Source organism: Bacillus sp. T3 (assembly GCF_033449965.1).
Classification (GTDB): domain Bacteria; phylum Bacillota; class Bacilli; order Bacillales; family Cytobacillaceae; genus Bacillus_BU.
Genome location: NZ_CP137761.1, coordinates 445,868 through 471,581, shown reverse-complemented (window position 1 = coordinate 471,581; position 25,714 = coordinate 445,868). Strand labels below are relative to the sequence as shown.

Sequence of the window (25,714 nt, the reverse complement as noted above, 5' to 3'; positions counted from 1 at the left end):
ATCTTTAGGCCATTGAAGTTTTCAATTATCCAGGCGCTTATAAAGCATGGCGAAGCCATCGCCATCGAAATACAAACATTTAAATCTATCTTTACTCCAGCCAGAATCAGGACTATTGAATCGCCTTACAGATCAAGTTCAAAAGAATCTTGTATTAATGTGGCTAGTCCATCAATGCCTTTTCGCATATCAGTTTTTCCGCAAATAATATAGATATTTTTCACACTTGTGTAATCGTGCTTCATAGATGCTTCAACTCCCTCATTACAGTTTGGATAACGTGCTCATTCACGCCATTGAAGAAGGAGATTTCAGCGTTTGCCATTTTAATCGTGCAAATGCTTGCGGTAGGATTGATGGGGAAGTAGGTGAAAAAGAATTTTTGCTAACTGGATCGAGAGTAACGGGGACAATGGTTAATTTTTGTTGTGGCATAAGAAAGCACCTCCTTAAATTGATACAAGTATCGTACCAGGAGATGCTACTTGTCTATATGCGTAGTTTGAATTCGGGCTTACAATGACTGGCTTTCCCTGGTAAAAACAAAGGGGATCATCTCATGTTAAAAAGATAAAAAATATCATCATTAAACTTAGAAATAAGATGAAATTGGATCCTAATATTTCATACCATACATTGAGACACTGCTTTACCACACATGCCCTTGAAGATAAAGTAAAGTTGCCATTAATCCAACATATGCTTGGTCATAAGGATCTTTAAACAACATCGATTTACCTACACATGACTTCCAAAAGCATGAGTAAAATTAAGGATATTTTTGGTACCGCCTACCCGAAGTATAAGCAAATCTACAGGGCATCAGGAGACCAAGCAAAAGCAGCGATAAGTATCATCAACTGTAAAACCAGGGGCCGCGACTTCATTCTTCTAGGGCAATCAAAAATTTTGCGGACAGGCTGTTTACATAAATAAAAATTAAGGCTCCACAAGCGTTCACATCCTCCAAGTGGAGCCTTTTTGAGCGCAAAACTTCCGATTGTCTACTTTTAGAACCGTCCCCTTAATATCCACAAGGATATCCCTATCTTGTAAAATTATTTAGCTATTGATTTTGCTACTATTCTTATAATAAATAAATATCATTAAAATTAGTTTAATTATTGAAGCTATTAGAGTTGCGTAACAAAAGCCTATAATACCATATGAATTTATAAATGATAATGCTAACATGACCATTATAGTGATATTTATTACATTAAGCCATATTTGCCAGGATATATTACAAAATCTCATTATTACAGGATTAATAACAGTACATATCATATTTATAATAGCTGTTAAAGTTGTAATTAAAATTAGTTCCATAGCTTCTGTAGCAAAAGAGGGATACAATATATTCAATATAGGTTCACTTATTATAATAATAAAAGCATATGTTAGTATTCCTAATCCAGTGGAAGTTATAACCAATAATTTAAAGTAACCAATTTTAAACTTTTCCATTTTTGTTAGATACGTCAAAACTACATTATTCATCGGGACAATACCCATTGAAAGGGTTTTACCAAATAGTGTTGAGACATAATATACCGTAACTGCTTTAGCCCCCAAAATAGGAAAAAGGATTAATCTATCTACTTGGGTGTTGAGTGTTCCTAAAAAGGAAGCTACTAATGTAATAATCCCATGACTGGTAGTACTTTTAAAAAATTTGGTAATTTTAATAGGCTCTTGGATTAAATTAGTCTTAGAAAGAATATATGTTAAACTAATTAACTCGCCCAACAAGTAAATTACTTGCCATAGTCCTGTATGAAGGAATAGTAACATTCCTAATAGGTACCCAACTATTAAATAAATATTACTATACAGTATAGCCTTGTAGTTTATGTCTATTCTAAATGCTACTAATAGGTACCTCCTAACTAATTGTAATATTGAGATTAATAAAACTGATGATAAGTTAAGTATATCTAGATAACCCTCATATAGATAAGTTCCTATGGATACAAAAACAATATTTAATATTGTAAATATTATTAGCAAGACATTAAAATCACCTGCTGTATTTGACTCTACGTAAGTTTTATTTAATAGTAACCGAGAATTACTTAATGATACACTAAACGATTGTACAGAAAGTGTAATTAGGCTAATTAAAGTTAATGCTAGTCCATAACTATACTCATCGTACTCTCTTGCAACAATTGGCAATAATAAGAATTGAACTATAAGGATTGGTAACATTGTTGCAATTAAATTAATTACCAGATCCAAAAGGATTCTCCTTATTTTATTTAATTTAAACTTTTTCACTCTATTAGTTCACTTCCATATTATAAGTTATCCACTTATTCAAAATGTTTACTAAGCTTACCAATATTGCTGTAACAGTATTGGCCTTTTCTTGCAAAATCAATCGCTTTTTCCAATCCTTCTTTGGCATCCATCACAACAAAATCTATATTAGAATGGCGGACATGACTTTTAGTCACTATACTTCTAAATATCTTTTTAAAAACCCTTTTATTATTTTTGTGACCAGGCTTACGTATTATCATTTCTCGCCCGAAAATATTCCCATCCTTTACCAATATAGATTTATATTTATGGGATAAGAGTTTATTTAAAACTGGTAATTTCTCTTTTAAAATATAACCCGCACAATGAAACAATGATATCTGTGTGGGTTCTTTACCAAGACCAATAAATAATACCTTACTATGCTTTAAGTTTGTAAATAAATAATAAGGGGAATTAGTATCAAAACCATATTCACTATTTACATGTTTATAAGTTAATTCATAAGCATATTTCCCTCTCGCACAAACTGAAAAATGTGTACAAGCGCTCCTATAAGTATTGGGCTGCAAACGAAAAACCTCTGATAATACCCCAGCACTTGATGGAGTATTTTCCACATCAAAGTATGTTCTTTTAGGACCATAAGCCGGCATTAATAGTGTACCTTCTTCACCTAGTATCTTGGTTAAACAATCAATAATATCTTCTGGTTTTCCATCAAAGTTATACATATCTCTCCAAGAGGCATGAACCATTAGATTATCGCCTTCATTTATCCCTAGATTAATTAAAGTCGAGTATATATCGTTTACTGTAATTTTCTTTTTAAAAAACGTTTTATTGATTTTTACCCTCTTCCTTCTTATTGCAGCTTCGATTGATTCATTATCTTTAACCTTCAATAACCTTCTTAAAAGTATGTTCACTTTTTTCTGTAGCATCCATTTTCCTACCCTTTCCATAGAACGTAAATAAAACATATTCTTAAACTAACTAAGAATATGTTTTTAAACCTATCTTTAAATCTGTTTTACGAGGTAAAAGATACAACATTATACAAAGTGCAATAAAACCATGAGTCAAAAGAACAGTGAAATAAAACGAACTTATAAATATTATAGAAATTGTAATACCAGAAACAATTAAAATTTTCAGGTTCAACCCTTCTGTGCATCCATCAAATATTTTTAGGGTAACCACAATTATCAAGGGCATTAATACTAATCCTATAAAGCCGAAATTAGCAAATGCATCACTAAATAGCCCGTTATTAGCTCCCATATCTGGCTTGTTAAAATAAACGGCACCAATAAGATTATCAATTGGGGTATAAGGGGTTTCAAATCCAAAGTGTCTTAAAAAACTCTGTCTAAAATAATCAGGAGTGTTTCTACTGAAAAAATCATAATAATAATAGTGAAGTAAATTGGGTACAAACATTACCCGTCTTATAAAAAACGCTACTATAAAATAGGTTTTATATATATATAATTCTAGAATCCCTAATAAACAAATTATAGACAAAAACCAAGGTAATTTATATTTTAATTTATTATTATAAAACCAATATAATAATACTGCTAAAAAAGTAGTAAAAAGAACAGTTTTAGATCCATTGATAGAGAAACTTAATAGTTGAACAAAAAATATAATTACAGTTGTGGTATAATTTTTTTTTGACAGAAAGTAAACAAGTAAAACAGGATTGATTGCTTTTGAAGCTGAATAAATATAGCCAATAATAATTGGTAAGTTAAACGATGACGCTTCACTTCTCAGATCATACACGTTAAAAAGGTCTAATGTTAACCTAAATCCTGTATAACGGAACGAAATATACAATACAGTTATAAGAAATAAAAATAAAATAATGTTTATAATTAAGTATGTTAATTTATCACTTTTGACACTTTTAAACTTTAGATTAGGAAATAAAACATAACATATAAAAATAGACAACCAATATATAATATTACTAATTATGAAACCAATAGTATAGGAATGAAAGGCCACCATGGTGGTGAATGGAATATAAGAAAGTAACGTTAGTGTAATTAAAATAATACTCGAAATGAAGGTAGCTTTATATAAACTAATAACAAACGGAATAATTATAAAAAGAATTAACCAAGATGTAATGTATTTGCCCAAGTTAAAGTTGGTATAAAATCCTGAATATCCGAAAATTGGAGTAACACCTTTGAAATAGACAAAATCAAGTAGTATTCTATATATTATGATTCCTAAAATACAAGAAAATTCTAATTTACTATATCTTTTATCAAAAACTGAAAACATAAAACACACTCCCTCTAAAACACAACGCTTCTGGAGGTGATGTCATAAATAGAGAGTTGATTAGAGTCTCTAAATAAAGCTGATCACTTCCATATTATCACTTCAGGTATAGCCTTTTTTCCTATAATTTTGTGTAATCGTTCAACTAACTTAATTAAAGTTATTGCTTGATCATAAGTTCCTTCCCCTTTATTTAATAACCAATTTGCTGTCATGTTTGAAAATGCCATTCCATTTTTATAACCAGGATGAAATAGTTTAAATAAGTGCATTATAATAGTATTTCGTTCTCTAAATACAGAACCAAAATTATAACCACTTTTATCTTGTTCTTCTTTAACCAATTTCATCCTTTGTTTTTTTAATTCAGTAGAGTTATTAATATCAACTTTTTTAAATGTAAAGGTTGCACCTAATATTATTGATTTATTACCTTTAAAATTTGAATATCTATATTTAAAGTCACATTCTTCCTTACTCAGAACCTTTTTATTTCCTTGATCATAAATAAAAACCTCTTCTATATAATCACTAATGCTAAGGCCAGATTTTTGTCCTCTCCCAGCATTCATAGCAATTGATCCTCCTACTAATGCTGGTAAAGAATATAGATATTCGATTCCTCCATATCCTTCTTTATTAATTGTGTCTATTAATTGTTGTAATTTAGCTGATGCACCAACGTAAAATTTCCCATTCCCTAAATGTTTAATTGTGGTATCCATTTTTTTCATACTTATTACATGTTCATATGTTTTTTGATCATTCATAAGAATATTGGATCCACCACTAAGGATATAATATTTATTATTTGAGATATTATTTAATAATTCAACTAACTCATCTGAACTTTCAGGGAAATAAAGGTTTTTAGCATATCCTCCAATTTTCACCGAAGTATACTTTTTTAAATGTTCATTCTTTAATATTTGCATTTTCAGTTTCCTCTCATTTATCATCCTCATAGAAAACAATCATGAGTTTACACTCCCAACCCAATGATGGAAAGGGGACTCTTTGCATGACTAAAACCGACATAATAATGGCGGTGTGAGTGTAGCTTCACTACACTTTTTAGCATCAGTAATATGGATGATTATCCCACTTGACTTGAAAGTCACAATATGACCGCGGAGTTCTGCCCCATTTCCACAGAAAAAACGCTTCATATGACAATCATATCATTAACCCCATATTGCATTTCTCAAGAAATTTAAAGACTTATTTCGATATTCTTCCAGCTTAGAATCAACCTCTTTAAAATCAATAGGTTTATTAATCTCATCTATAGTCATTCCCTCGCTTAAAATGCGAGATTCTAGGCCTGTAATTCTTAATATATTTAAAACTCGTTCATCTTTTCCCTGATCCCCAGTTAAAATTGCAATAAAAGGTTTGTTTAATATGATTGAAATCGCTATGCAATGAAAAGATGCCGTTACTACTAACTCTGCATTAGAGATTGTTTCGATAAACTCTACTGGAGAGATAGTATAAGCAACTTTTACCTTAGGATCTAGAAAATCACTAACTTTTAAATGTTGAGTCAGTTTATGGAGCTCGACTCCGTCTAAAGGATAACCTGTTTGTGAAATAAAATCATCAAATTGGGACATTTTATTGGTATAACAAAATAAGTACTTTTTATCACCTTTTTGCTTTTTACATAATGATTTCCATTGATACTTATCTAATAAAAACACAGGATCTAGAACAAGTTCTGCGCTTTTTCCGGTTATTTCTTTAATTAATTTAACACCATAGCTCTCTCTAGTTGAAAGATACTTTATACATTTTAGGTTTTTCTTGTAATCACCAATAAGATTTTCAGGTATTTCCGCTAGGCCAAAGCTTGAGGAATAAGCAATTTTTTTATTATTATCTTTTACAAAATTTAAGAAGTATGCAAAATCATTTCCATTATTTTTATAATTCCAAACCTGGTCACTACCTACTATAAATTTGTCATATTCCGTATTGAGATCCTCTGCTTCACTACTAGATTTATATAGCCTTTGGGTGCATGATAAGTTTTCTTTATAAAAACTTTGGAACTTAGCTCGCCTTTGTGCCATAAAGGGACTTCCCACACTATATTTTAAAACTGATTTTAAGTTTCCTTTTTTTACGCCCTCTTTTATAAAATAACTCATACTATAAGCATTCTTTCTAAACTCATTTACATAATTTATTATTTCACAGTCAACACCTATTTGCTTTAGAGCTTGCTGGGATGCATAAACCTGTAATGCAGCTCCATAGTTTAAAGCGTTATGGAATGTAATTAGTCCTACCTTCAAATTGCTCCCTCTCTCTTAACTGAATCCAAATAGAATTGATTCAGAGTTTCTGAAATATTACTCCAATTAAACTTCTCACATTGCTCAATACATCTCATTGAAATATCTACATAGTTTTCAAGAATTTTCAGTATACGTTCAGAAATGTATTCAGGATTATCACTAGGTACTGCATACCCAATAAAACCATCATTAAATATACCATCAAAACCTTGTCCTTGTGTGTAAATAACCGGAAGTCCCTGAGTCATTGCCTCAGCGTATACTCTACCAAATGACTCAGCAATAGATGGCATAACAAATATGTCATTTTCTCTATATATTTTAATTAACTCCTCTTTAGTTAAATACGGGATGTACCTAACAAAACTTACTTGCTTGATTTCCTTAAAGACACTCTCCTCCACTACTTGTCCAACTACTGTATATATTACATCGTAACCCTTTGATATTAATATATTTATAGCATTGATTGTCGTAATAATATTTTTATTTTTATCAATTTTACCTACACACAAAATATTAATTTTTTTTCCTTCACTTCGCTTTTTAGGATTTGCCTTGTTTTCTAACCAGAATTCTTCTAAGCCATTACCAACTACTATACTCTTATTATTGACATCGTCCTTCAAATCACTTTTTATATAATCATTAATAAATTGATTTTTATAAGAAGTCGAAAGAAAATGAACACCTGAAGCATTACTCACAATTTTATTTGCAATCCGGATGAAAATTGGTATCTTTAAAAATACGTTTAGGTCGGTATTTCTAACAGATACAACATAAGGAATCCCAAAATACTTTTTAATAAGATACGTTACATATCCTCCATTAAATAAAGTATGAGAATGAATAATATCAAATAGAGTTATTGTATAACTTGAGACTAGGGCTTTATATATTTTTTTTTGTTTATGACGATAAACAAACCTATCCCATTTATTAAAGCATTCCTTATGAATTACTAAATCATCCATTATGTCTTTATATTTATCATCAATTTTTGTTTTCTTAGCGACAGCATTAAAAACATTTACTTGATTCCCTAACTTTATTAAATAATTCATTGAATTGCGAAAAATCATTGCTCTATGATAATAAGTACATATATATAAGATTTTCATTTTATAATCTCCAATAACTATAACCGGACTTCTCAATTTCATCCTTATCTAATATACTCTTTACATCAACAATGAGTTTTTCCTCATTTGGCAGACTGCCAAATAATGTATCTATCTGATTCATTGTTATGCCCTTAAACATATCATGAGCAACAGCAAATACAACACAATCTGCGTTATTAACCATATCAAAGGGAACTAGCTCTACTCCATATTCACTTTTAGCATCTGAAGGATTTGCATAAGGGTCAACCACAATTGGATCGATCTCATATTCTCTAAGTCGTTTAATAATGTCTTCCACTTTAGAATTACGTGTATCAGGACAATTTTCCTTAAATGTAATACCTAATATAACAACCTTTGCCTGTTTAACCACTTTGTTAGCAAGAACCAATTTTTTTATTATCGCGTCACCTACAAAAGAACCCATTCCGTCATTAATTTTTCTACCTGACAAAATAATTTGTGAGTGATATCCTAGCTTCTCCGCCTCATATAGAAAATAATACGGATCAACACCAATACAGTGACCTCCAACTAATCCAGGGGTAAATCTTAACGCATTCCATTTTGTGTTCATAGCATCCACAACTTCCTGCGTATCGATACCCATACGATCAAATACCATGGCAAGCTCGTTCATAAATGCGATGTTGATATCACGCTGACTGTTTTCAACAACCTTTGCTGCTTCAGCCACTTTAATAGACTTAGCACGATGAACTCCAACCTCAACAACTAGTTCATAAACTTTTGCTATTTCTTCCAATGATTCCTGATCCATTCCCGATACTATTTTTACAATATTCTCTAATCGATGAGCTTTATCTCCAGGATTTATTCGTTCCGGAGAGTACCCTACTTTAAAGTCTACTCCACATTTTAGACCTGACTCTTTTTCAAGAATAGGAATACAAATATCCTCAGTAACACCAGGATAAACTGTAGACTCATACACTACTATTGATCCCTTTGTTAGATTTCTTCCAATTGATTTACTCACACCTTCTATAGGACTTAAATCAGGTGTCTTATCTGCATTTACAGGAGTAGGAACAGCCACAATAAGGAACTTTGCTTCCTGTAACTTAGTTGGATCAGCCGTAAAATCAACTTTAGTTTGTCTGATAATTTCATTACCAACTTCATTTGTAGGATCTATTCCATTCTTATATTGCTCAATTTTGTGAGTATTAAGGTCGAACCCAATAACATTAACCTTTTTAGCAAATGCAACTGCTATTGGCATACCTACATAACCCAAACCAACGACTGCTATTTTTTCCTCTTTATTAACTACTTTTTCGTACATGCTCATTTAATAGCTCCTCTCTTTCATCTACGTTCTCAATAATATTAATAAGTTTCTCAGTTAATCTATTAAAATCAAATTGATAGGCCGTTTGACGAGCATTTTCCCCCATCAACCTATTATTCTTTTCATCACTACAAGCTGAAATAACAACTTTAGCTATTTCTACAGCATTTTGTTCAGGAGTACTAATTCCACAATTAAACTTTTCACAAATACTATATCCAGTTGTATATGTTTGAACAATACACTTTCCCGCTGCTAGATACTCAAAGAACTTATTCTGACTTTGACCATACTTATCAAGTGAAGTACTTGAATTGTGAAGTATATTTATATAGGACTTTTTGAGTATTGATGGTACATACTTCTTTTCAAACCGTCCCTTAAATATTACATTATTAATATGTTCCTCTTCACAGCGTTTTTTTAGTGTTTCACTTTCATCACCAGAGCCATATATTAAGAATCTAATATCTTGCCTACCCTGATCTTGAATTATTTTTGCAGCATCCAAAAGCATTCCAATATTATTAACTTTTCTAATAGAACCAGCATAAACAATATTTTTATTACTTTTATTGTCTAGATCTGAATCAATTATCTTGTATTCTTCACTGTTTTTATCAAATTTGTCTATAACTACTCCATTACTTATATGCTTAACTTTTTCTAAATCAATTTGATTATCCCATTTTTGATCCGTAATATACTCTCTGCCGCCCTCCCATGTCATAATGATTGAGTCAGCTTTTTTGTATATCCATTTCTCGCCTTGATATAATACTTTAGCAAATACACTGTTTCTTTTTAAAGCACCATACGCCACTATACTTTCAGGCCATAGATCCCTCACTTCACAAATGCATGGTATACCTAATTTTTTTGCTACCTTTATTCCTGCAACTAAGGTAAGAGGATGCACACTTGAAGCTAGTATTACATCCAGGTTTACCATATTGTTCTACATACTCTTTTGCTACAGGAAAAAGATTTTTATAAAAGGCAAACATGTTTTTAATCCGTTGTCGTCCGTTCCCTAGATATTCAGGTGTTTCCACAAAAACAAAGGGGATTCCATTCGCCTTATCCAAAGTAAACTTTTTATTACCAGGTGTCAATATTTTCATTTGAATTGTGGACTGTAGACGCACAAAAAATAGTAGGGTTATAACCTTGTTTAATTAAATTTTCTGCCAGCCAATAATGTCTACCTGCTTGATCTATATACATATTTGTAGCATAATGATTCCATATCCAAATATTCTTCTTCATATCTTATACTCTCCTAGCTGGAACGCCCAAATAAGTTCCAGTCTCATTTATATCCTTAACGACAACAGAACCAGCACCTACTTTGCATCCATTAGCGATATTTACATTATTACTTACTACACTACCAATCCCTAACCATGACCCTTGTCCGACTTTAACCGTCCCTGCTAAATGAGCTCCTGGCGATATATGAACAAAATCTTCAATATAATTATCATGATCTATTGTAGATCCAGTATTTATAATGCAACCATTACCTATTTTAGTGCAGCAGTTAATTACTACTCCTGCCATGACCGCTGTCCCAATTCCTATCTCTACTTGTTCTCCAACTACCGCATTAGGATGAATTAAAACAGGAATACTTGCACCAACTGTCTCCAGCTTGCCATAAATCCTTTGTCTCGTAGCATTATTACCTATACCTACAAATATTTCGTACTCATCTATATGTGTAAAAACATCATCTATAGTGCCAATAACCTCTAGACCCATTGATGATTTAATTTTTTTTTTATCATCTAAAAAAGCTATTCTCTGCCATTTATTCATTTTTAATGCAATATCGGCGACTACTTTACCATGTCCACTGGCACCTAATATAAGAAGTTTATTTTTCATAGTTCCATTCTTTCCTTTTTAGTTCCCTTAAAAGGGTCCATCGTAGCAGCAGTTTCTGAGCTTATACCTTCTCTAACAAATACCTTTTTAATAGTTAAAATAATTATCTTCCAATCCTCAATGAAATTTATATTATCTACATATTCCACATCGAGATTAAACTTATCTTCCCAACTAATAGCATTCCTTCCACTTACCTGCGCCAATCCAGATAAACCAGGTCTTACTTCGTGTCGTCGTTTTTGACATTCATTATAAAGTGGCAAATATTGTACTAATAAGGGTCTAGGCCCAACAACAGACATATCCCCCTTTAAAATATTAAAGAGTTCCGGCAGTTCATCTAATGATGTTGATCGAAGAAATCTTCCAAACTGCGTCAACCTAACACTATCAGGTAACAACTCTCCATTCTCATTTCTCTCGTCCGTCATCGTCCGAAACTTATACATCATAAAAATCTCTTCATTCATCCCAGGACGTTGTTGCTTAAAAAGAACCGGACTCCCCAATTTAGTTCTTACAAGTAACGCAACTAGTAAAAAAACAGGACTAAGAACAATAATGGCAATTAAAGATAATATGAAATCCAAAGGTCTTTTAAAAAACTTCCTATAAATACCATTGTTAGTAATTCCCATTACCTTTTCCACAAGCCTTTTAAAATCGCCACTACTCTTCCCAAATCCCCATCCGTCATCTTTGTATCAGAAGGTAAACAAACCCCATTCTCAAATAGTTGCTCTGAAACATCTGTCCCAAAATAATCATACTTCTCAAAATATGGCTGCATATGCATCGGCTTCCAAATTGGCCTAGACTCAATATTCTCTTTTTCAAGTGCTTCCATAATATCGATCGGTCTAACTTTTCCAGACAATGTAATAGCACTCAACCAATAGTTCGGTTCATTCCAATCATTATCCGGCATGAATTCAACACCCTCAAGCTCACCTAATTCTCTCTTATAAAACTCAAATATATATTTCTTTTTCTCTACTCTCTGTTCTAATACCTTAAGCTGTCCTCTGCCAATCCCTGCAACAACATTACTCATCCGGTAATTAAAACCCAATTCACTGTGTTGATAGTGTCTAGCTTGATCTCTAGATTGAGTAGCCCAGAATCTCGCTTTAGCAATACCTTCTTCATTATCGGAAACCAGCATCCCTCCACCAGAAGTTGTGATGATCTTGTTTCCATTAAATGAAAAGATTCCGTAATCACCAAATGTCCCTGTATGCTTTCCTTTATAGTAAGCACCTAAACTTTCCGCAGCATCCTCTATTAAAACAACATTATGTTTCTTACACAGGTCAACAATCTTATCCATATCGGCAGACAATCCATAAAGGTGGACTACTATAACTGCCTTTACATTAGGATACTTTTCAAATGCTTCCTCTAATGCATTAGGACACATATTCCAAGTTTCATAATCACTATCAATAAAAACTGGTGTAGCATTTTGATAGATGACAGGGTTAGCCGTTGCTGAAAAAGTAAGTGTAGGACAAAATACAATATCCCCTTCTCCAACTCCAGCTGCTTTTAGAGCTAAGTGAATTGCAGCTGTTCCAGAGGATAACGCAGCCGCTGATTTGGAACCCACATATGCAGCTAGTTCTTTTTCAAACCCATTTACATTCTCCCCAAGTGGCGCAATCCAGTTCGTGTCAAAAGCCTCTTTAACATATTGTTGTTCATACCCCTCATCACTCATATGTGGCGAAGAGAGGAAAATTCTATCTCCCATGACTTAGTCTTCCTTCCATTGTTAGTAAATTAGTACTTAATTGTGAAAAATATCTTCCGAAATACTCAACTAACTACTAATCCACTAAATTTAATTAATTACTCTATTAATACAACCCCTTTTCATATGATAATTCACCACATGAAAAGGAGCCTATACTCTAAAATCACTATTTAAATTTTTAAATAGCTTTAAAAACCAAATACCATTCTATTGATTACCTGCCAATGAAACTTTATGGAGAATCTTATTTTCCCGCCGATTAGCCAAATTCACAACAAACTCACTAACCTCATTCGAAGTAAACTCATCAAACTTTTCCAACAAATAATCAATTTCATCCTCCTGCTCCAACACAGCTCTCCCAATAAAAATCTTCGGAAACACTGGCTCAGGATGAATTTCTTTCTCATTCAGAAGTTCTTCGTACATTTTCTCTCCTGGTCGCAATCCCGAAAACTCTATTCCAATCTCATCTATCGAATATCCTGGATAGTGTGATTAAGTTCCGAGCTAAATCAACAATCTTAACTGGTTCACCCATATCCAACACAAAAATCTCCCCACCACGCGCAAGAGATCCAGCTTGAATAACTAGACGGGATGCCTCTGGAATCGTCATAAAATACCTCGTCATATCCTCATGCGTAACCGTCACCGGTCCGCCTTCTTGAATCTGCTTCTTAAACAACGGAATCACACTACCACGACTCCCCAACACATTCCCAAACCGAACCGCAACAAATTTCGTCCCACTTTCACGATCTAACTGCTGAATAACCATCTCAGCAATTCGCTTCGTCGAACCCATCACATTTGTCGGATTAACAGCCTTATCCGTTGAAATCATTACGAATGTACTAACGCCATATGTATCAGCTGCGTCTGCTACATTCTTCGTCCCAAAAACATTATTCTTTACAGCCTCACGCGGATTGTATTCCATTAAAGGTACGTGCTTATGTGCCGCTGCATGATACACAACATATGGACGATGTATGTCCATCACTTCAAACATTCTTTCTCGGTCCTGCACATCACCTATAACTGGTACCAATTCAATTTCATCCTTAAATTGATTACGAAGTTCCATATCAATCCCGTAAATACTATTCTCGCCATGCCCCAAGAGCACTAGCTTTTTTGGACCGAATTTACAAATCTGACGACAAATTTCCGATCCAATCGAGCCGCCAGCACCAGTCACAAGAACCGTCTTGCCACCTACATAATCCGAAATTCCCGCAATATCCAATTCTACCGGCTCACGCCCCAACAAATCCTCCACTTGTACATCACGGAAATGATTGACCGAAACCTTCCCAAGCATAATATCCTCAATCATCGGCATAATTTGTGTCTTTGCCTTAGTCTTTGAACATTCATCATAAATCCGTTTCAATTCTTTTCTGCCTAAGGATGGAATCGCAATTACAATCTTATCGATTTGTAGCGTTTCAACCGTTTTTGCAATATGATCGACATTACCCACAACAGATAATCCTAGTACTTCTAATTTATACTTTTTCGGATCATCATCGATAAATGCTACTGGTTTTAGCTCCGTATCATGATTATTTAACAACTGACGCACAACCATTGTTCCTGCTGAACCAGCCCCAATAATTAATGTCCGTTTCATTTTCTTTTCTGTCTTTATGTAACGATCGCGCACGATTCGCCACGAAAAACGAGAACCACCAATGAGAATGACATGGAGCATCCAGGCAATCAGCAACGCTCGCAAATAGGCATCTCCAAAGGCAATTAATTGCACCACCAACGTCGTTCCAATCGTTAATGTCACGGCTTTAACGATTGACTTAACCTCACCGACACTCGCGTATTCCCAAGCCTTTTTATATAACTTATAAATAAATGCAAAAACATGATGGCTAAGTAATAGTGTAATCGATGTAATCCACAGTGTAGGCATCTTGAAGATTGATAGATTTGGGTGAAGCGTTAAAAAACTTACATAAATAGCTGTAAGAACAATGATTGAATCAAGTAGAACTAGAATCCCCACCCTCGTTCGATAGGCCAACACAAACACTTCCTTTCTATTCCCAGAAATCCACATAAATAGATTGGGAACCCCTTCCTTCTCTACTTCATAACTTTTTCTATCTCAAAAGTTTGAACAAGGTCTTTCAAGTACTCAATCATTTCTCCTTGGAGATCCTCATGTTGCAATGCAAATTCAATCGTTGTCTTCACAAATCCAAACTTCTCTCCAACATCATAACGTGTGCCTTCAAAATCATAAGCAAACACTCGCTGTATTTGATTCAATTGCTGAATCGCATCGGTTAACTGGATCTCCCCACCAGTTCCTGTCTCTTGACGTTCCAAGAACATAAAGATTTCCGGTGTTAACACATAACGGCCCATGATCGCTAAATTAGATGGTGCTGTTCCCAATTTTGGCTTCTCGACAAAATTGTTGACTTGATATCTGCGTCCTTCCTGTAATGAGGGATCGACAATTCCATAACGTTGAGTATCTTCATTTGATACTGATTGAACACCGATAACCGATGAATACGTTTCTTCATATTGATCAATCAACTGGCGCAAGCAAGGCGTATCACTTTGTACAATATCATCACCCAGTAAAACAGCAAACGGCTCATCACCAATAAAATTTCGTGCACACCATACAGCATGTCCAAGTCCCTTTGGCTCTTTTTGGCGAATATAATGGATATCTACTAAGTTGGTGGAGTATTGAACTTTCTCAAGAATATCTAATTTCCCTTTTTCTAGTAGATTTTGCTCAAGCTCAGGTGCAAAATCAAAATGGTCTTCTATCGCTCTTTTTCCTTTTCCTGTGACGATAATAATATCTTCAATTCCCGAAGCAATGGCTTCTTCAACGATATATTGGATCGTTGGTTTATCTACAATCGGAAGCATTTCTTTCGGCATTGCTTTTGTTGCAGGAAGAAATCTTGTCCCTAGTCCTGCAGCGGGAATAATCGCTTTTCTTACCTTCTTCACTATGTAGCCCCCCAAATGAAATATTGATTTATTTATCTTTTAAATTTATTAATATTTTAATTAGACAATAACCTAACCCCCAAAAACAGGAGGATTGTTAAGAATTATATAAACAATATAAGCTGTGTGTTTTTTCACATGATACCAACCAGAAAAAAATAAATATCTAATGATAACCCATGTCTTCAACACGTACTATCATTAGATATTTATCGCTAAAACCGCAAATTTAACATCGATCCTTTTTGTCTTCAGTTTTTTCAATATTTAAAAATGGGCATCGAACCCACCCTCACACCATACTATCGACGACGAACGTCTAAGGATCACTTTTCTTCGTGTCCCACAGCATGGTCGAGTGCTTCCGTGGATAACGGACAGAAAGCCTCGCCGATCAGCAATAATATCTGATAATAATGTCGGTTGATTAGCATGTTGATGTACTTTTAGAAAATCCCAAATAATTTCTTCCTTTTAACTCGAACGGGCATTTCTTTCATAACACGATTGCCCGTCGCCAATAATTCAGCATTCTCACGAAACAAGTATTCCATGTCATTACCGTATTTTAATTGGATAATCTGAAATGCCTCATTAAGTTTGAAGCTTCGATTCACTAGATTATGAGCATCTGAAGCGATGAAGTGTGTCAGGTTTGCCTCAATCAATTGGTGTGAATAATCACGTATCTGTTTACCAAACGCACCGCAAACACTAGCTGCAGTAACCTGTGTTAAGGCACCTTTCTCGACAAATTGATAGAGTAGTTCCGGATTTTTGATCAACTCTTGGTTTCGTTCGGGATGCGCAATGATCGGAACGAAACCCTCTAGTTGGAGATCATATAGTAATTTTTCGGTATACCGTGGAACATGACCAGATGGTAGCTCAATTAGAAAATAATTGGAGGTGGCCAATGTAAGTATTTCTTGCTTCTGATAGTCTTCCAGAAATTCACCGCTAATACGAATCTCTTGACCTGGAGAGAATGGTGAGTGGGATCTCTGCTGCGTCAATTGCATTATTAAGTTCCGCTATCTTTGTAAGAATTTGAGGTTTAGGATTTTCATATTGATTATTTTTATGGTGCGGGGTGGCAATGATCGCTGTCACTCCCTGTTTCACAGCCTCACGAGCCATATTTAAACTTTCAACCAGGTCTTTAGCACCATCATCTATACCAGGCAATATATGACAATGTATATCAATCATTGCTTCCCACCTCCTTAATTTCCAACCAAAAACTACAACTTAATCATGGTAACACCATCTAAACAGTTGGTAAAGAGTTGGATTTTGTCGAACCTTGTCTTTATTTAATTCCGTAATAGTAGTAGTAATTCGACTTTTCCAGTTTTTTGTTATTGAGAACTGCTCCTAACACCTTTCCTTTTGCACCTGCAAGCATTTCCTTGGCTTTTGCAGCTGCATCTATTTCTGTCTTTCCACTCGAAACAACCATGATAATTCCTTCACAAAGATTCGCTAGAATTTGTGCATCTGCAACGGCTAAGACAGGTGGCGAATCGAAAATAACCATATCATATTGTCGTTCAATGGTGGTTATAAAGTCCAACATCGCCTTCGAAGCGAGTAATTCAGCTGGATTTGGCGGAATCGGTCCGCTCGTCAATATTTCAAGATTTTCAACGTCGCTTACACAAATCGCATGTTCAAATGGCACTGTTTTGGTTAACACGTTCGTTAATCCATAAATATTTTGCACCTGAAATGTATAATGAACCGTTGGCTTTCGCATATCCGCATCTACCATGAGCACCCTTTTTCCTTGCTGTGCAAACGTAATTGCTAAATTGGCTGCCGTTGTCGATTTACCATCACCCGGTTCTGCCGAAGTAACCATAATCGATTTAACCTTTTCATCTACCGAGGAGAATTGAATATTCGTTCGAATTGTCCGATATTGCTCCGAAATCGGTGATTTTGGATTTACCTTTGTAATAAGACTACGTCTATTCATTACGCTCGGCTTTGCTTTTGCTTTTCTTTTAAAAACCAACTGTCTCACCCCTTACCTTTGAGTTCCGCTTCACCGTGTGACTATTGGTTTTTATGTCACTTTCTTGTATCTCAGTAATAACACCTAAGACAGGCAAATCTAATATTTTTTCAATATCCTGTTCAGTTTTTACCGTATTATCCAAGTATTCTAATAAAAATGCTATACCTACTCCTGCCATTAACCCGATGACAAGCGCAATCGCAATATTTAGTTTTGGGTTCGGCTTAACAGGTGCTGGATTTTCCGGTACATCTGCTTTTGCTAGAATACTAACGTTATTGACACTCATGATTTTAACGATTTCCGTTTGAAAGACTTCGGCCACTTTATTAGCTATCTTCGCGGCTTTCGCTGCATTTGGATCCTGAACCGTAATATTAAACACCTGTGAATCCTTTTCACTGCCTACCGTGATTTTTTCATTTAATTCGGTTGGCGTCATCTTTAAGTTGAGATCCTTGATTACGAGCTCTAGGATCGCTGGGCTTTTCAAAATAACATTATATGTGTTAATTAATTGGAGATTTGTTTGAAGCTCATTTGAATTATAATAGGTTTGATCTGTTTTCGCTTGATTGACAAGCAGCTGTGTTGATGATTGATAGATTGGAGTTAAGAAAAAATAACTGACAATCCCACTGATTAGAACAGCTGTTATCGTAATGACTGCAATTAATCTTAGTCGTTTACGCAACGTTTGAAATAATTCCTTTAAGCTAATTGTTTCTTCCATCTCATCCTCCGAAGCGCGAATTTTTTACAAAGCAATATGTATTATATCATATTTTTTGTCAAATTTTTGTGGTATTTGTTGTTTCATCGTTTATCAACATAATTAATTTAATAACATTTCACAGGAAATTAAAAGGGAATTTTTTAGGTTGGGGAAATTTCCCTTTTACCTTTTACAAAGAATTTAAACGTTTTTGCTATCTTATAATAATATTGCTGTACTGAAACACCTTTTATGTAGAAATATTCGGATGAATGGGTCTTGTTATAGGGAAAGCAAACGTTTTTTTGTGAAGTGTTCATTCCATAACAACGCTTTAAAAAAATCCTGTAATACTATTTTAAAACCAATCGAAACTTGTCGACAAAAAATATTTGAGAGCGCTCTATATTATAACCATGTTATCTTAATAGAACAATGAACAAAAAAGGTCACCTCACCAAATAGATGAGATGACAAGAGGAGATTAGTAGAGAACGATTTTGTTGCTCGGTCGGTCCCCTGTAACAAATTATTAGCAGTTCCAATCCAGTTTCGATTGAACTCTATTATTAAACCACATTTACTAGTTAATTGGAATTATTTTCTATTTTTTGCAAATAATTAACCAAATTCATTTAGTACGGTTTTATGTATAAGAAAAGATTCAAATTCCCTCGTAAGAAAATCAGTCTTCTGGACTGATTTTGATTACGTATCGCTTCATTTTTTTGAGATCAAATTTTGCAAATCCAACATTATTTCTTCTAGTAGTTTTCCTACCGTAATGCCTTCTTCTGTCACTCCACGCTCATATGCTCGTTTCATTAATTCTTGAAAAATAACCTGGTTCCACTGTGTTTCTTGTATATTGTGCTCCATACGGTACTTCCTCCCATTTATCATAGTATTCATTTTACAAATTTCTCCATATGATGTAAATCGATTTCCATTTACAAATCATGACAATTTTCTAACAATGTATGAATCTAAATAACTATTTCAAGATACGACAATCTTTGTCATAGAAGCACCTACTCTAGCTGTGTTAAGCTTTTAATTACAGTCGAAAATTATTAGGGTGGTGAAATTTTTGAAGAAAAAAATTGTAACAGCTGCTTCTTTAGCTGTCCTTTCTACAGCATTTGCCAGCAGTGTTTCGGCAGATTCTTACATAGTCCAAAAAGGTGATACTCTCACGCATATTGCACGAAAATATCAAACTAGCATCAGCGAGCTGAAACACCTCAATAATTTAAACTCTGACCTTATCTACATCAATCAAAAGCTCATTGTAAGTGAGGTTAATCCTGTGTCAAGTCCTACAAGTGGGTCTAGTGTTAGTGCCAGTTCGTCGGGTGTTAGCACGAATACTGGCCAAGCTACAAGTGTTCAGGCCGTTAAAACCTACACGATTGTCAGCGGCGATACGCTAAGCAAAATAGCCAATCAGCATGGGATTTCCTTATCTGACCTCAAATCATGGAACAACCTTACAAGCCACTTAATTTATCCTGGTGGCGTTCTGAAGGTTTCGAACCCTGAGGCGAGTGGTACTGTCGCTGGTACCACAACATCATCAGTGAATACGACACCGAGTAGTTCTACTACTAGTACGTCTACCATTACCTATACAGTAAAAAGCGGTGACACGCTAAGCCATATTGCTATTCAATATGGAACAACTGTTAGTACCCTTAAAACGTTAAATAATCTTGGCTCTGATTTAATTTATGTTGGCCAAACATTAAAGGTGACTTCTATAACTGGATCTGGGAGCAGCACTGTGCCTAATTCTGCCACTGAAACAAGTGTTAGTTCTGAAGCTGGGAGCGCTAGTTCTGGTTCAGTGACAACTACACCAGGCCAAGCTGATGTTACTGTGCTAATTAACAAGGCTAAAGCATTAATCGGCACCCCTTATGTATGGGGAGGTGCAACCACTGCTGGTTTTGATTGTAGCGGCTTTATTTACTATTTGTATAATCAGGCAGGCCAGCAGCTTCCACGCACTAGTGCAGAAGGCTATTATAGTCGTTCCTACTATGTATCTAGTCCACAACCAGGTGATTTGCTATTTTTCGAGAATACATATAAAACCGGAATCTCGCACCTTGGTATTTATATCGGAAACAACCAATTTATCCACGCTGACTCAAGCGGTGTGCGGATTACGGATATTAATAATAGCTATTACAAAGCCCATTTTGATGGGTATAAGCGATTATATTAATTTTTAAGCTATTAAATTGCATTTTAATAGCATTAAAAAATGACGCGTGGTGATGACTACGCGTCATTTTTGCGTTTGCTAGACTTCTAGATTTTTATAAAGCTTGATGTCGAAAAAGGCAGCAAAGCCGGCGAGGACGACAAAGATTCCGACTTTTGTAATGATAACAGGCAGCGGCCAGACAATACCTGCCAAGTACTGGACTACTGTTTGTACGATCACCATAATACCGATGATGCTACACGCCTTTAGGATGATGCCAAGGAGGACATCCCCCATCCCATCCTTCAGTTTTAGCAAATAGAGACAAATAAACATGAGCGGACTGATGACTCCCATATCCAACACATAGGTGATTTCCGTCGTATATACCTCAATCAACGATAACGACGTTCCATTCCATAACGATGGAATAATATCCGGCAACCAAGCCACAAGCAAAGATATTCCCGAGAGTATTAAAAAATGGTGACTCCTGTCGAAGGCAGCTCCCACGCTTGTTTCGTTCGAAGCTTTACTAGCCCAATTCTCCTAAACAATAAAATCAAACCAAACAACGCGCTAGAGAACAGCTCAATATAGATCAAATGTAACGAATTGTAGGTCACCCCGAATGACAAACTGGCTGCATAGTAAAGCACAGTTGCCAGTACCGAGATTAGAAACAGCTTAGACTTGACTGTCCTGTTTTTCATCTCTGAGACGATGGCGTAAATGAACATTGGCACAACTAAAATTAGCATCGTGAAATCCGTGCCTATTGCAATCGTCGCCTTATTATAAGAATCGTGCGCATAAATTCCGTTGCCGTAAATCCTCACGCTGTCTCCATATTGATTTGTAATCTCATAGCTTGTATTTGTAGCAAATGAACTCACTCCAGGGATGGCGCTGATCAACAAAAGGATGAGGATACACAGCATCAATACATCGGTTCCCCTTAGCTTTCTTTTCAACTTAGATTCCTCCTTCGTTTCCTGTACCTCAACCACCTGGGTTTTGCTTGACTTCGGCTGTGCTGATGACGGCGTGTTCGGCACCCTCTTCTTACTTTTTAATGTACACGTTTTTGAACTTTCTGACGATTATCTTCTATAGGAAAATAGGTACTATTTCGGGAAATGAGGCGAATCTGTTACAAGGGAATCTGATGTCGGTTGGTGGCGACTGCGCGACTGCGGTTCTGATGTGAGGGGGAAGGTTTGACTCTGGATTTCTGTTTTTAAGTAAGGTTATATATAACTGAAAATGTTGGATTTCACTGTGTTTGAAAATAAACGGAAAAATTCAGGTTGTTGAGAAAATGGTTTTATTCAACTCAACCTGACTGTTCCAGGAAGAACAGATTCGGTCTAGATTTATGAAATTAGTAAAAAGGAGAAATTCCCCATCTTAGATTGCTTGGCAAGGTGCCTAGCAATCTTCTTAAGGTTCTGTGCCACTGCCGTCATGAGTGCTTGTTCCTGGGTTTTCTCTTTCCCTGGAACCGGCAACGGCGAAGCCCATGGAGTGTTTTAGCATCCGCGAAGCTTCGCTCTATAGTTTGGCAACGTAATTGGTATATGTCATTCCCTATCTGACTTTGGCGATTTTGGACTACCCTTTCCTTGTACGTTTCCCATATATGGCGTTGAATAATTCTTTGCTTATTCGCACTTGAGGTACATTGTTTTAGGAATGGGCATTCCTTGCATACATCCGAATCTGACTGGTACTCTTTATACCCCTGACGGTTTGTGGTGCCATAGTTTAAGGTTTTGCCCGCTGGGCAAATATAAACATCGAGTTCAGTGTCGTAAGTGAATTGGGATTTAGAAAATTTGCCATCTGTGTTTGGTGCTTTACGCTCTGCAATAACAGGGAAAAGGTTCATATCCAGTGTCTTTTTACAAATGTATGCCGTGAAGTATCCCGAGTCCAAAGCTAATGCTTCTAAGGTCTTTGTAAAACCAAATCTTTCAATCTGACTTTTCAGTCTTTCCAAATAAACGGTTGCGTCGTTGACGTTACCTGGGGTCACGAATACATCTGTAATAATGTTAAATTTGTGATCAACCGTACAATGATCCAAAAAGAAAAAACCTTCTGGCTTTCCCTTACGGTTCATAAATCCGCATTCAGGATCCGTGGTACTTTTTTTCAGTTTCTTTTCTGTTGTAACCTCCTGGCTGGAGGTAAGGGCTTTTTTCCGTGTGCTTCACGATCCTCGTTCACTGCCTTTTCGAGTTCTACCAAATACTCGTGCGGTTGGTCTGTCACCACCTGCATGGTATAAGCATTCTTGTTAGCATTTGCCTGAATATGGGTGGAGTCGGAAATGAGGAGACGCCCAGCCACCATATGATGATGAATCGCTAAATGTACTACTTCATCAAAAATATCCTGAAAGGCGGTTGTACCTTTAAATCGGTTATTTCGATTCCAACTGATCGTTGAATGATCAGGCACAGAATCTGAAAAACTCAATCCTAAAAACCATCTATACGCAGCATTAGGAATGATTTCTTGCTCTATCTGTCTTTCAGAGCGGATGCCATAAAGATATCCAATTAGCATCATTTTGAACAGAACAACCGGATCAAGCGAAGGCCTTCCTTTGGTTTCACTGTAAAAAGGACGCACCTTTCCTCTGATGAAGGAAAAGTCTACGTGTTCATTAATTAACCGAAGGAGGTGGTTCTCGGGAACCAATAATTCTATATCTACAAGTTCAAGTTGGCTTGTTTTAGATTGATTTGAATTCGTACGATTTAGCAAGATAGTCACGCCTTCCAAGTTTTTTCTATATCTAAATTATACCAAATTAACGCGTTAATTCGGTGAAAAAACGTGACTTTCTCAACAGCCTGAAAAATTCCTCTTATTTTGGAAAATACCCCGATTTCCTTGAAAATAGAGGGAGTTTTTCCCTTTATATGATATAAATCCTTGGATTTCGTCTGATTTAGAGCAGTTAACGGGAAATTATACCCTTATTTCTGATTCTTTAGCAGCTCTATATAGATTAAGTGGAAATTCTCAGGCTGTTGAGAAAGTCACGTTTTTTCACCGAATTAACGCGTTAATTTGGTATAATTTAGATATAGAAAAAACTTGGAAGGCGTGACTATCTTGCTAAATCGTACGAATTCAAATCAATCTAAAACAAGCCAACTTGAACTTGTAGATATAGAATTATTGGTTCCCGAGAACCACCTCCTTCGGTTAATTAATGAACACGTAGACTTTTCCTTCATCAGAGGAAAGGTGCGTCCTTTTTACAGTGAAACCAAAGGAAGGCCTTCGCTTGATCCGGTCGTTCTGTTCAAAATGATGCTAATTGGATATCTTTATGGCATCCGCTCTGAAAGACAGATAGAGCAAGAAATCATTCCTAATGCTGCGTATAGATGGTTTTTAGGATTGAGTTTTTCAGATTCTGTGCCTGATCATTCAACGATCAGTTGGAATCGAAATAACCGATTTAAAGGTACAACCGCCTTTCAGGATATTTTTGATGAAGTAGTACATTTAGCGATTCATCATCATATGGTGGCTGGGCGTCTCCTCATTTCCGACTCCACCCATATTCAGGCAAATGCTAACAAGAATGCTTATACCATGCAGGTGGTGACAGACCAACCGCACGAGTATTTGGTAGAACTCGAAAAGGCAGTGAACGAGGATCGTGAAGCACACGGAAAAAAGCCCTTACCTCCAGCCGGGAGGTTACAACAGAAAAGAAACTGAAAAAAAGTACCACGGATCCTGAATGCGGATTTATGAACCGTAAGGGAAAGCCAGAAGGTTTTTTCTTTTTGGATCATTGTACGGTTGATCACAAATTTAACATTATTACAGATGTATTCGTGACCCCTGGTAACGTCAACGACGCAACCGTTTATTTGGAAAGACTGAAAAGTCAGATTGAAAGATTTGGTTTTACAAAGACCTTAGAAGCATTAGCTTTGGACTCGGGATACTTCACGGCATACATTTGTAAAAAGACACTGGATATGAACCTTTTCCCTGTTATTGCAGAGCGTAAAGCACCAAACACAGATGGCAAATTTTCTAAATCCCAATTCACTTACGACACTGAACTCGATGTTTATATTTGCCCAGCGGGCAAAACCTTAAACTATGGCACCACAAACCGTCAGGGGTATAAAGAGTACCCGTCAGATTCGGATGTATGCAAGGAATGCCCATTCCTAAAACAATGTACCTCAAGTGCGAATAAGCAAAGAATTATTCAACGCCATATATGGGAAACGTACAAGGAAAGGGTAGTCCAAAATCGCCAAAGTCAGATAGGGAATGACATATACCAATTACGTTGCCAAACTATAGAGCGAAGCTTCGCGGATGCTAAAACACTCCATGGGCTTCGCCGTTGCCGGTTCTGGAAAAGAGAAAACCCAGGAACAAGCACTCATGACGGCAGTGGCACAGAACCTTAAGAAGATTGCTAGGCACCTTGCCAAGCAATCTAAGATGGGGAATTTCTCCTTTTTTACTAATTTCATAAATCTAGACCGAATCTGTTCTTCCTGGAACAGTCAGGTTGAGTTGAATAAAACCATTTTCTCAACAACCTGAAATTCTCCCCTTATTTTTGATTCTTAAACTGCTCCTATCTACATTTAAAAGAAATTCTCCGCTTATACATTCTCATACCTACGCGAAAATCATCAATGAATCATACAGAGCCTTAAGTGGCTTTGATACCGGCTCTCCTCTCCTTACATAATTTTTCCTTTTGTTGAGAAAATTAAAAGTAATTTAAACGTTTTTTCAAGGA

22 protein-coding genes and 4 pseudogenes are annotated in these 25,714 nt (G+C 35.6%); 3 read left to right on the top strand and 23 right to left on the bottom strand.

Annotated features, from left to right (window positions below):
- Nucleotides 1-125: 125 nt before the first annotated feature.
- Together tnpB and RGF10_RS02490 are read right to left on the bottom strand one after the other, a co-directional pair.
- Nucleotides 126-245: an IS66 family insertion sequence element accessory protein TnpB gene (tnpB, locus tag RGF10_RS02495; protein ID WP_318506989.1), complete on the bottom strand. Its 120-nt coding sequence runs from the start codon at nucleotides 243-245 to the stop codon at nucleotides 126-128.
- 43 nt (nucleotides 246-288) lie between these two features.
- On the bottom strand, nucleotides 289-435 hold the full coding sequence (locus RGF10_RS02490) for a hypothetical protein (protein WP_318506987.1): 147 nt from the start codon (nucleotides 433-435) through the stop codon (nucleotides 289-291).
- Nucleotides 436-603: 168 nt separating this feature from the next.
- On the opposite strand from RGF10_RS02490, the gene RGF10_RS23725 reads away from it, so the two are divergent.
- The gene (locus RGF10_RS23725) at nucleotides 604-723 is read left to right on the top strand and encodes a tyrosine-type recombinase/integrase (RefSeq protein ID WP_412176671.1); all 120 of its coding nucleotides are present in this window, start codon (nucleotides 604-606) and stop codon (nucleotides 721-723) included.
- A 339-nt stretch (nucleotides 724-1,062) separates the two neighbouring features.
- Here RGF10_RS23725 and RGF10_RS02485 read toward each other — a convergent pair whose 3' ends face one another.
- The 18 genes and pseudogenes from RGF10_RS02485 to RGF10_RS02400 form a co-directional block, all read right to left on the bottom strand.
- Complete coding sequence (locus RGF10_RS02485) at nucleotides 1,063-2,241, bottom strand: lipopolysaccharide biosynthesis protein (RefSeq protein ID WP_318506985.1); 1,179 nt, start codon at nucleotides 2,239-2,241, stop codon at nucleotides 1,063-1,065.
- Between the two features lie 74 nt (nucleotides 2,242-2,315).
- A complete protein-coding gene (locus tag RGF10_RS02480; RefSeq protein WP_318506983.1) occupies nucleotides 2,316-3,209 on the bottom strand; it encodes an AAC(3) family N-acetyltransferase in 894 nt (297 codons plus the stop codon).
- Between the two features lie 52 nt (nucleotides 3,210-3,261).
- The gene (locus RGF10_RS02475) at nucleotides 3,262-4,566 is read right to left on the bottom strand and encodes an O-antigen polymerase (RefSeq protein ID WP_318506981.1); all 1,305 of its coding nucleotides are present in this window, start codon (nucleotides 4,564-4,566) and stop codon (nucleotides 3,262-3,264) included.
- 83 nt (nucleotides 4,567-4,649) lie between these two features.
- Nucleotides 4,650-5,501, bottom strand: coding sequence for an FAD-binding protein (locus tag RGF10_RS02470; protein ID WP_318506979.1), 852 nt, complete (start codon nucleotides 5,499-5,501; stop codon nucleotides 4,650-4,652).
- A gap of 249 nt (nucleotides 5,502-5,750) precedes the next feature.
- Nucleotides 5,751-6,866, bottom strand: coding sequence for a polysaccharide pyruvyl transferase family protein (locus RGF10_RS02465; protein ID WP_318506977.1), 1,116 nt, complete (start codon nucleotides 6,864-6,866; stop codon nucleotides 5,751-5,753).
- Entirely contained in the window at nucleotides 6,863-7,993 is a 1,131-nt protein-coding gene (locus tag RGF10_RS02460) for a glycosyltransferase family 4 protein (RefSeq protein ID WP_318506975.1), read from the bottom strand. The genes RGF10_RS02465 and RGF10_RS02460 overlap by 4 nt, the downstream gene beginning before the upstream one ends.
- A 1-nt stretch (nucleotide 7,994) precedes the next feature.
- Nucleotides 7,995-9,314 (bottom strand): nucleotide sugar dehydrogenase, encoded by a 1,320-nt coding sequence (locus RGF10_RS02455; RefSeq protein ID WP_318506973.1) that lies wholly within the window; start codon nucleotides 9,312-9,314, stop codon nucleotides 7,995-7,997.
- A complete protein-coding gene (locus RGF10_RS02450) occupies nucleotides 9,289-10,266 on the bottom strand; it encodes a glycosyltransferase family 4 protein (protein ID WP_318506971.1) in 978 nt (325 codons plus the stop codon). Before RGF10_RS02450 ends, RGF10_RS02455 begins: the two co-directional genes overlap by 26 nt.
- A gap of 149 nt (nucleotides 10,267-10,415) precedes the next feature.
- Entirely contained in the window at nucleotides 10,416-10,583 is a 168-nt protein-coding gene (locus tag RGF10_RS02445) for a hypothetical protein (protein ID WP_318506969.1), read from the bottom strand.
- A 3-nt stretch (nucleotides 10,584-10,586) separates the two neighbouring features.
- Nucleotides 10,587-11,204 (bottom strand): acetyltransferase, encoded by a 618-nt coding sequence (locus tag RGF10_RS02440; protein WP_318506967.1) that lies wholly within the window; start codon nucleotides 11,202-11,204, stop codon nucleotides 10,587-10,589.
- On the bottom strand, nucleotides 11,201-11,845 hold the full coding sequence (locus RGF10_RS02435; protein WP_318506965.1) for a sugar transferase: 645 nt from the start codon (nucleotides 11,843-11,845) through the stop codon (nucleotides 11,201-11,203). The genes RGF10_RS02440 and RGF10_RS02435 overlap by 4 nt, the downstream gene beginning before the upstream one ends.
- Nucleotides 11,845-12,960, bottom strand: a complete 1,116-nt coding sequence (locus RGF10_RS02430) for a DegT/DnrJ/EryC1/StrS family aminotransferase (RefSeq protein WP_318506962.1) — start codon at nucleotides 12,958-12,960, stop codon at nucleotides 11,845-11,847. Before RGF10_RS02430 ends, RGF10_RS02435 begins: the two co-directional genes overlap by 1 nt.
- A 210-nt stretch (nucleotides 12,961-13,170) precedes the next feature.
- Nucleotides 13,171-15,007: pseudogene (locus tag RGF10_RS02425) on the bottom strand (polysaccharide biosynthesis protein).
- A gap of 62 nt (nucleotides 15,008-15,069) precedes the next feature.
- Nucleotides 15,070-15,963, bottom strand: a complete 894-nt coding sequence (galU, locus tag RGF10_RS02420) for a UTP--glucose-1-phosphate uridylyltransferase GalU (RefSeq protein ID WP_318506961.1) — start codon at nucleotides 15,961-15,963, stop codon at nucleotides 15,070-15,072.
- 446 nt (nucleotides 15,964-16,409) lie between these two features.
- Nucleotides 16,410-17,175: pseudogene (locus RGF10_RS02415) on the bottom strand (tyrosine-protein phosphatase).
- A gap of 100 nt (nucleotides 17,176-17,275) precedes the next feature.
- Complete coding sequence (locus tag RGF10_RS02410) at nucleotides 17,276-17,983, bottom strand: CpsD/CapB family tyrosine-protein kinase (protein WP_412176670.1); 708 nt, start codon at nucleotides 17,981-17,983, stop codon at nucleotides 17,276-17,278.
- Nucleotides 17,973-18,719: a YveK family protein gene (locus tag RGF10_RS02405; protein WP_318506959.1), complete on the bottom strand. Its 747-nt coding sequence runs from the start codon at nucleotides 18,717-18,719 to the stop codon at nucleotides 17,973-17,975. Before RGF10_RS02405 ends, RGF10_RS02410 begins: the two co-directional genes overlap by 11 nt.
- A 702-nt stretch (nucleotides 18,720-19,421) precedes the next feature.
- Nucleotides 19,422-19,580 carry a YwzD family small protein gene (locus tag RGF10_RS02400; RefSeq protein ID WP_318506957.1) on the bottom strand — a complete coding sequence of 53 codons (159 nt, stop codon included), beginning with the start codon at nucleotides 19,578-19,580 and terminating at the stop codon, nucleotides 19,422-19,424.
- 211 nt (nucleotides 19,581-19,791) lie between these two features.
- Between RGF10_RS02400 and RGF10_RS02395 the strand changes: the two genes are divergently transcribed.
- On the top strand, nucleotides 19,792-20,931 hold the full coding sequence (locus RGF10_RS02395) for a C40 family peptidase (protein ID WP_318506955.1): 1,140 nt from the start codon (nucleotides 19,792-19,794) through the stop codon (nucleotides 20,929-20,931).
- Between the two features lie 78 nt (nucleotides 20,932-21,009).
- Here RGF10_RS02395 and RGF10_RS02390 read toward each other — a convergent pair whose 3' ends face one another.
- From RGF10_RS02390 to RGF10_RS02380, 3 genes and pseudogenes are all read right to left on the bottom strand, one after another.
- A complete protein-coding gene (locus RGF10_RS02390; RefSeq protein ID WP_318506953.1) occupies nucleotides 21,010-21,366 on the bottom strand; it encodes a hypothetical protein in 357 nt (118 codons plus the stop codon).
- Between the two features lie 23 nt (nucleotides 21,367-21,389).
- Entirely contained in the window at nucleotides 21,390-21,887 is a 498-nt protein-coding gene (locus tag RGF10_RS02385; protein ID WP_318506951.1) for a hypothetical protein, read from the bottom strand.
- 402 nt (nucleotides 21,888-22,289) lie between these two features.
- Nucleotides 22,290-23,688: pseudogene (locus RGF10_RS02380) on the bottom strand (IS1182 family transposase).
- Nucleotides 23,689-24,042: 354 nt separating this feature from the next.
- Between RGF10_RS02380 and RGF10_RS02375 the strand changes: the two are divergent.
- Nucleotides 24,043-25,401: pseudogene (locus RGF10_RS02375) on the top strand (IS1182 family transposase); the annotation flags it as partial.
- Nucleotides 25,402-25,714: the final 313 nt, after the last annotated feature.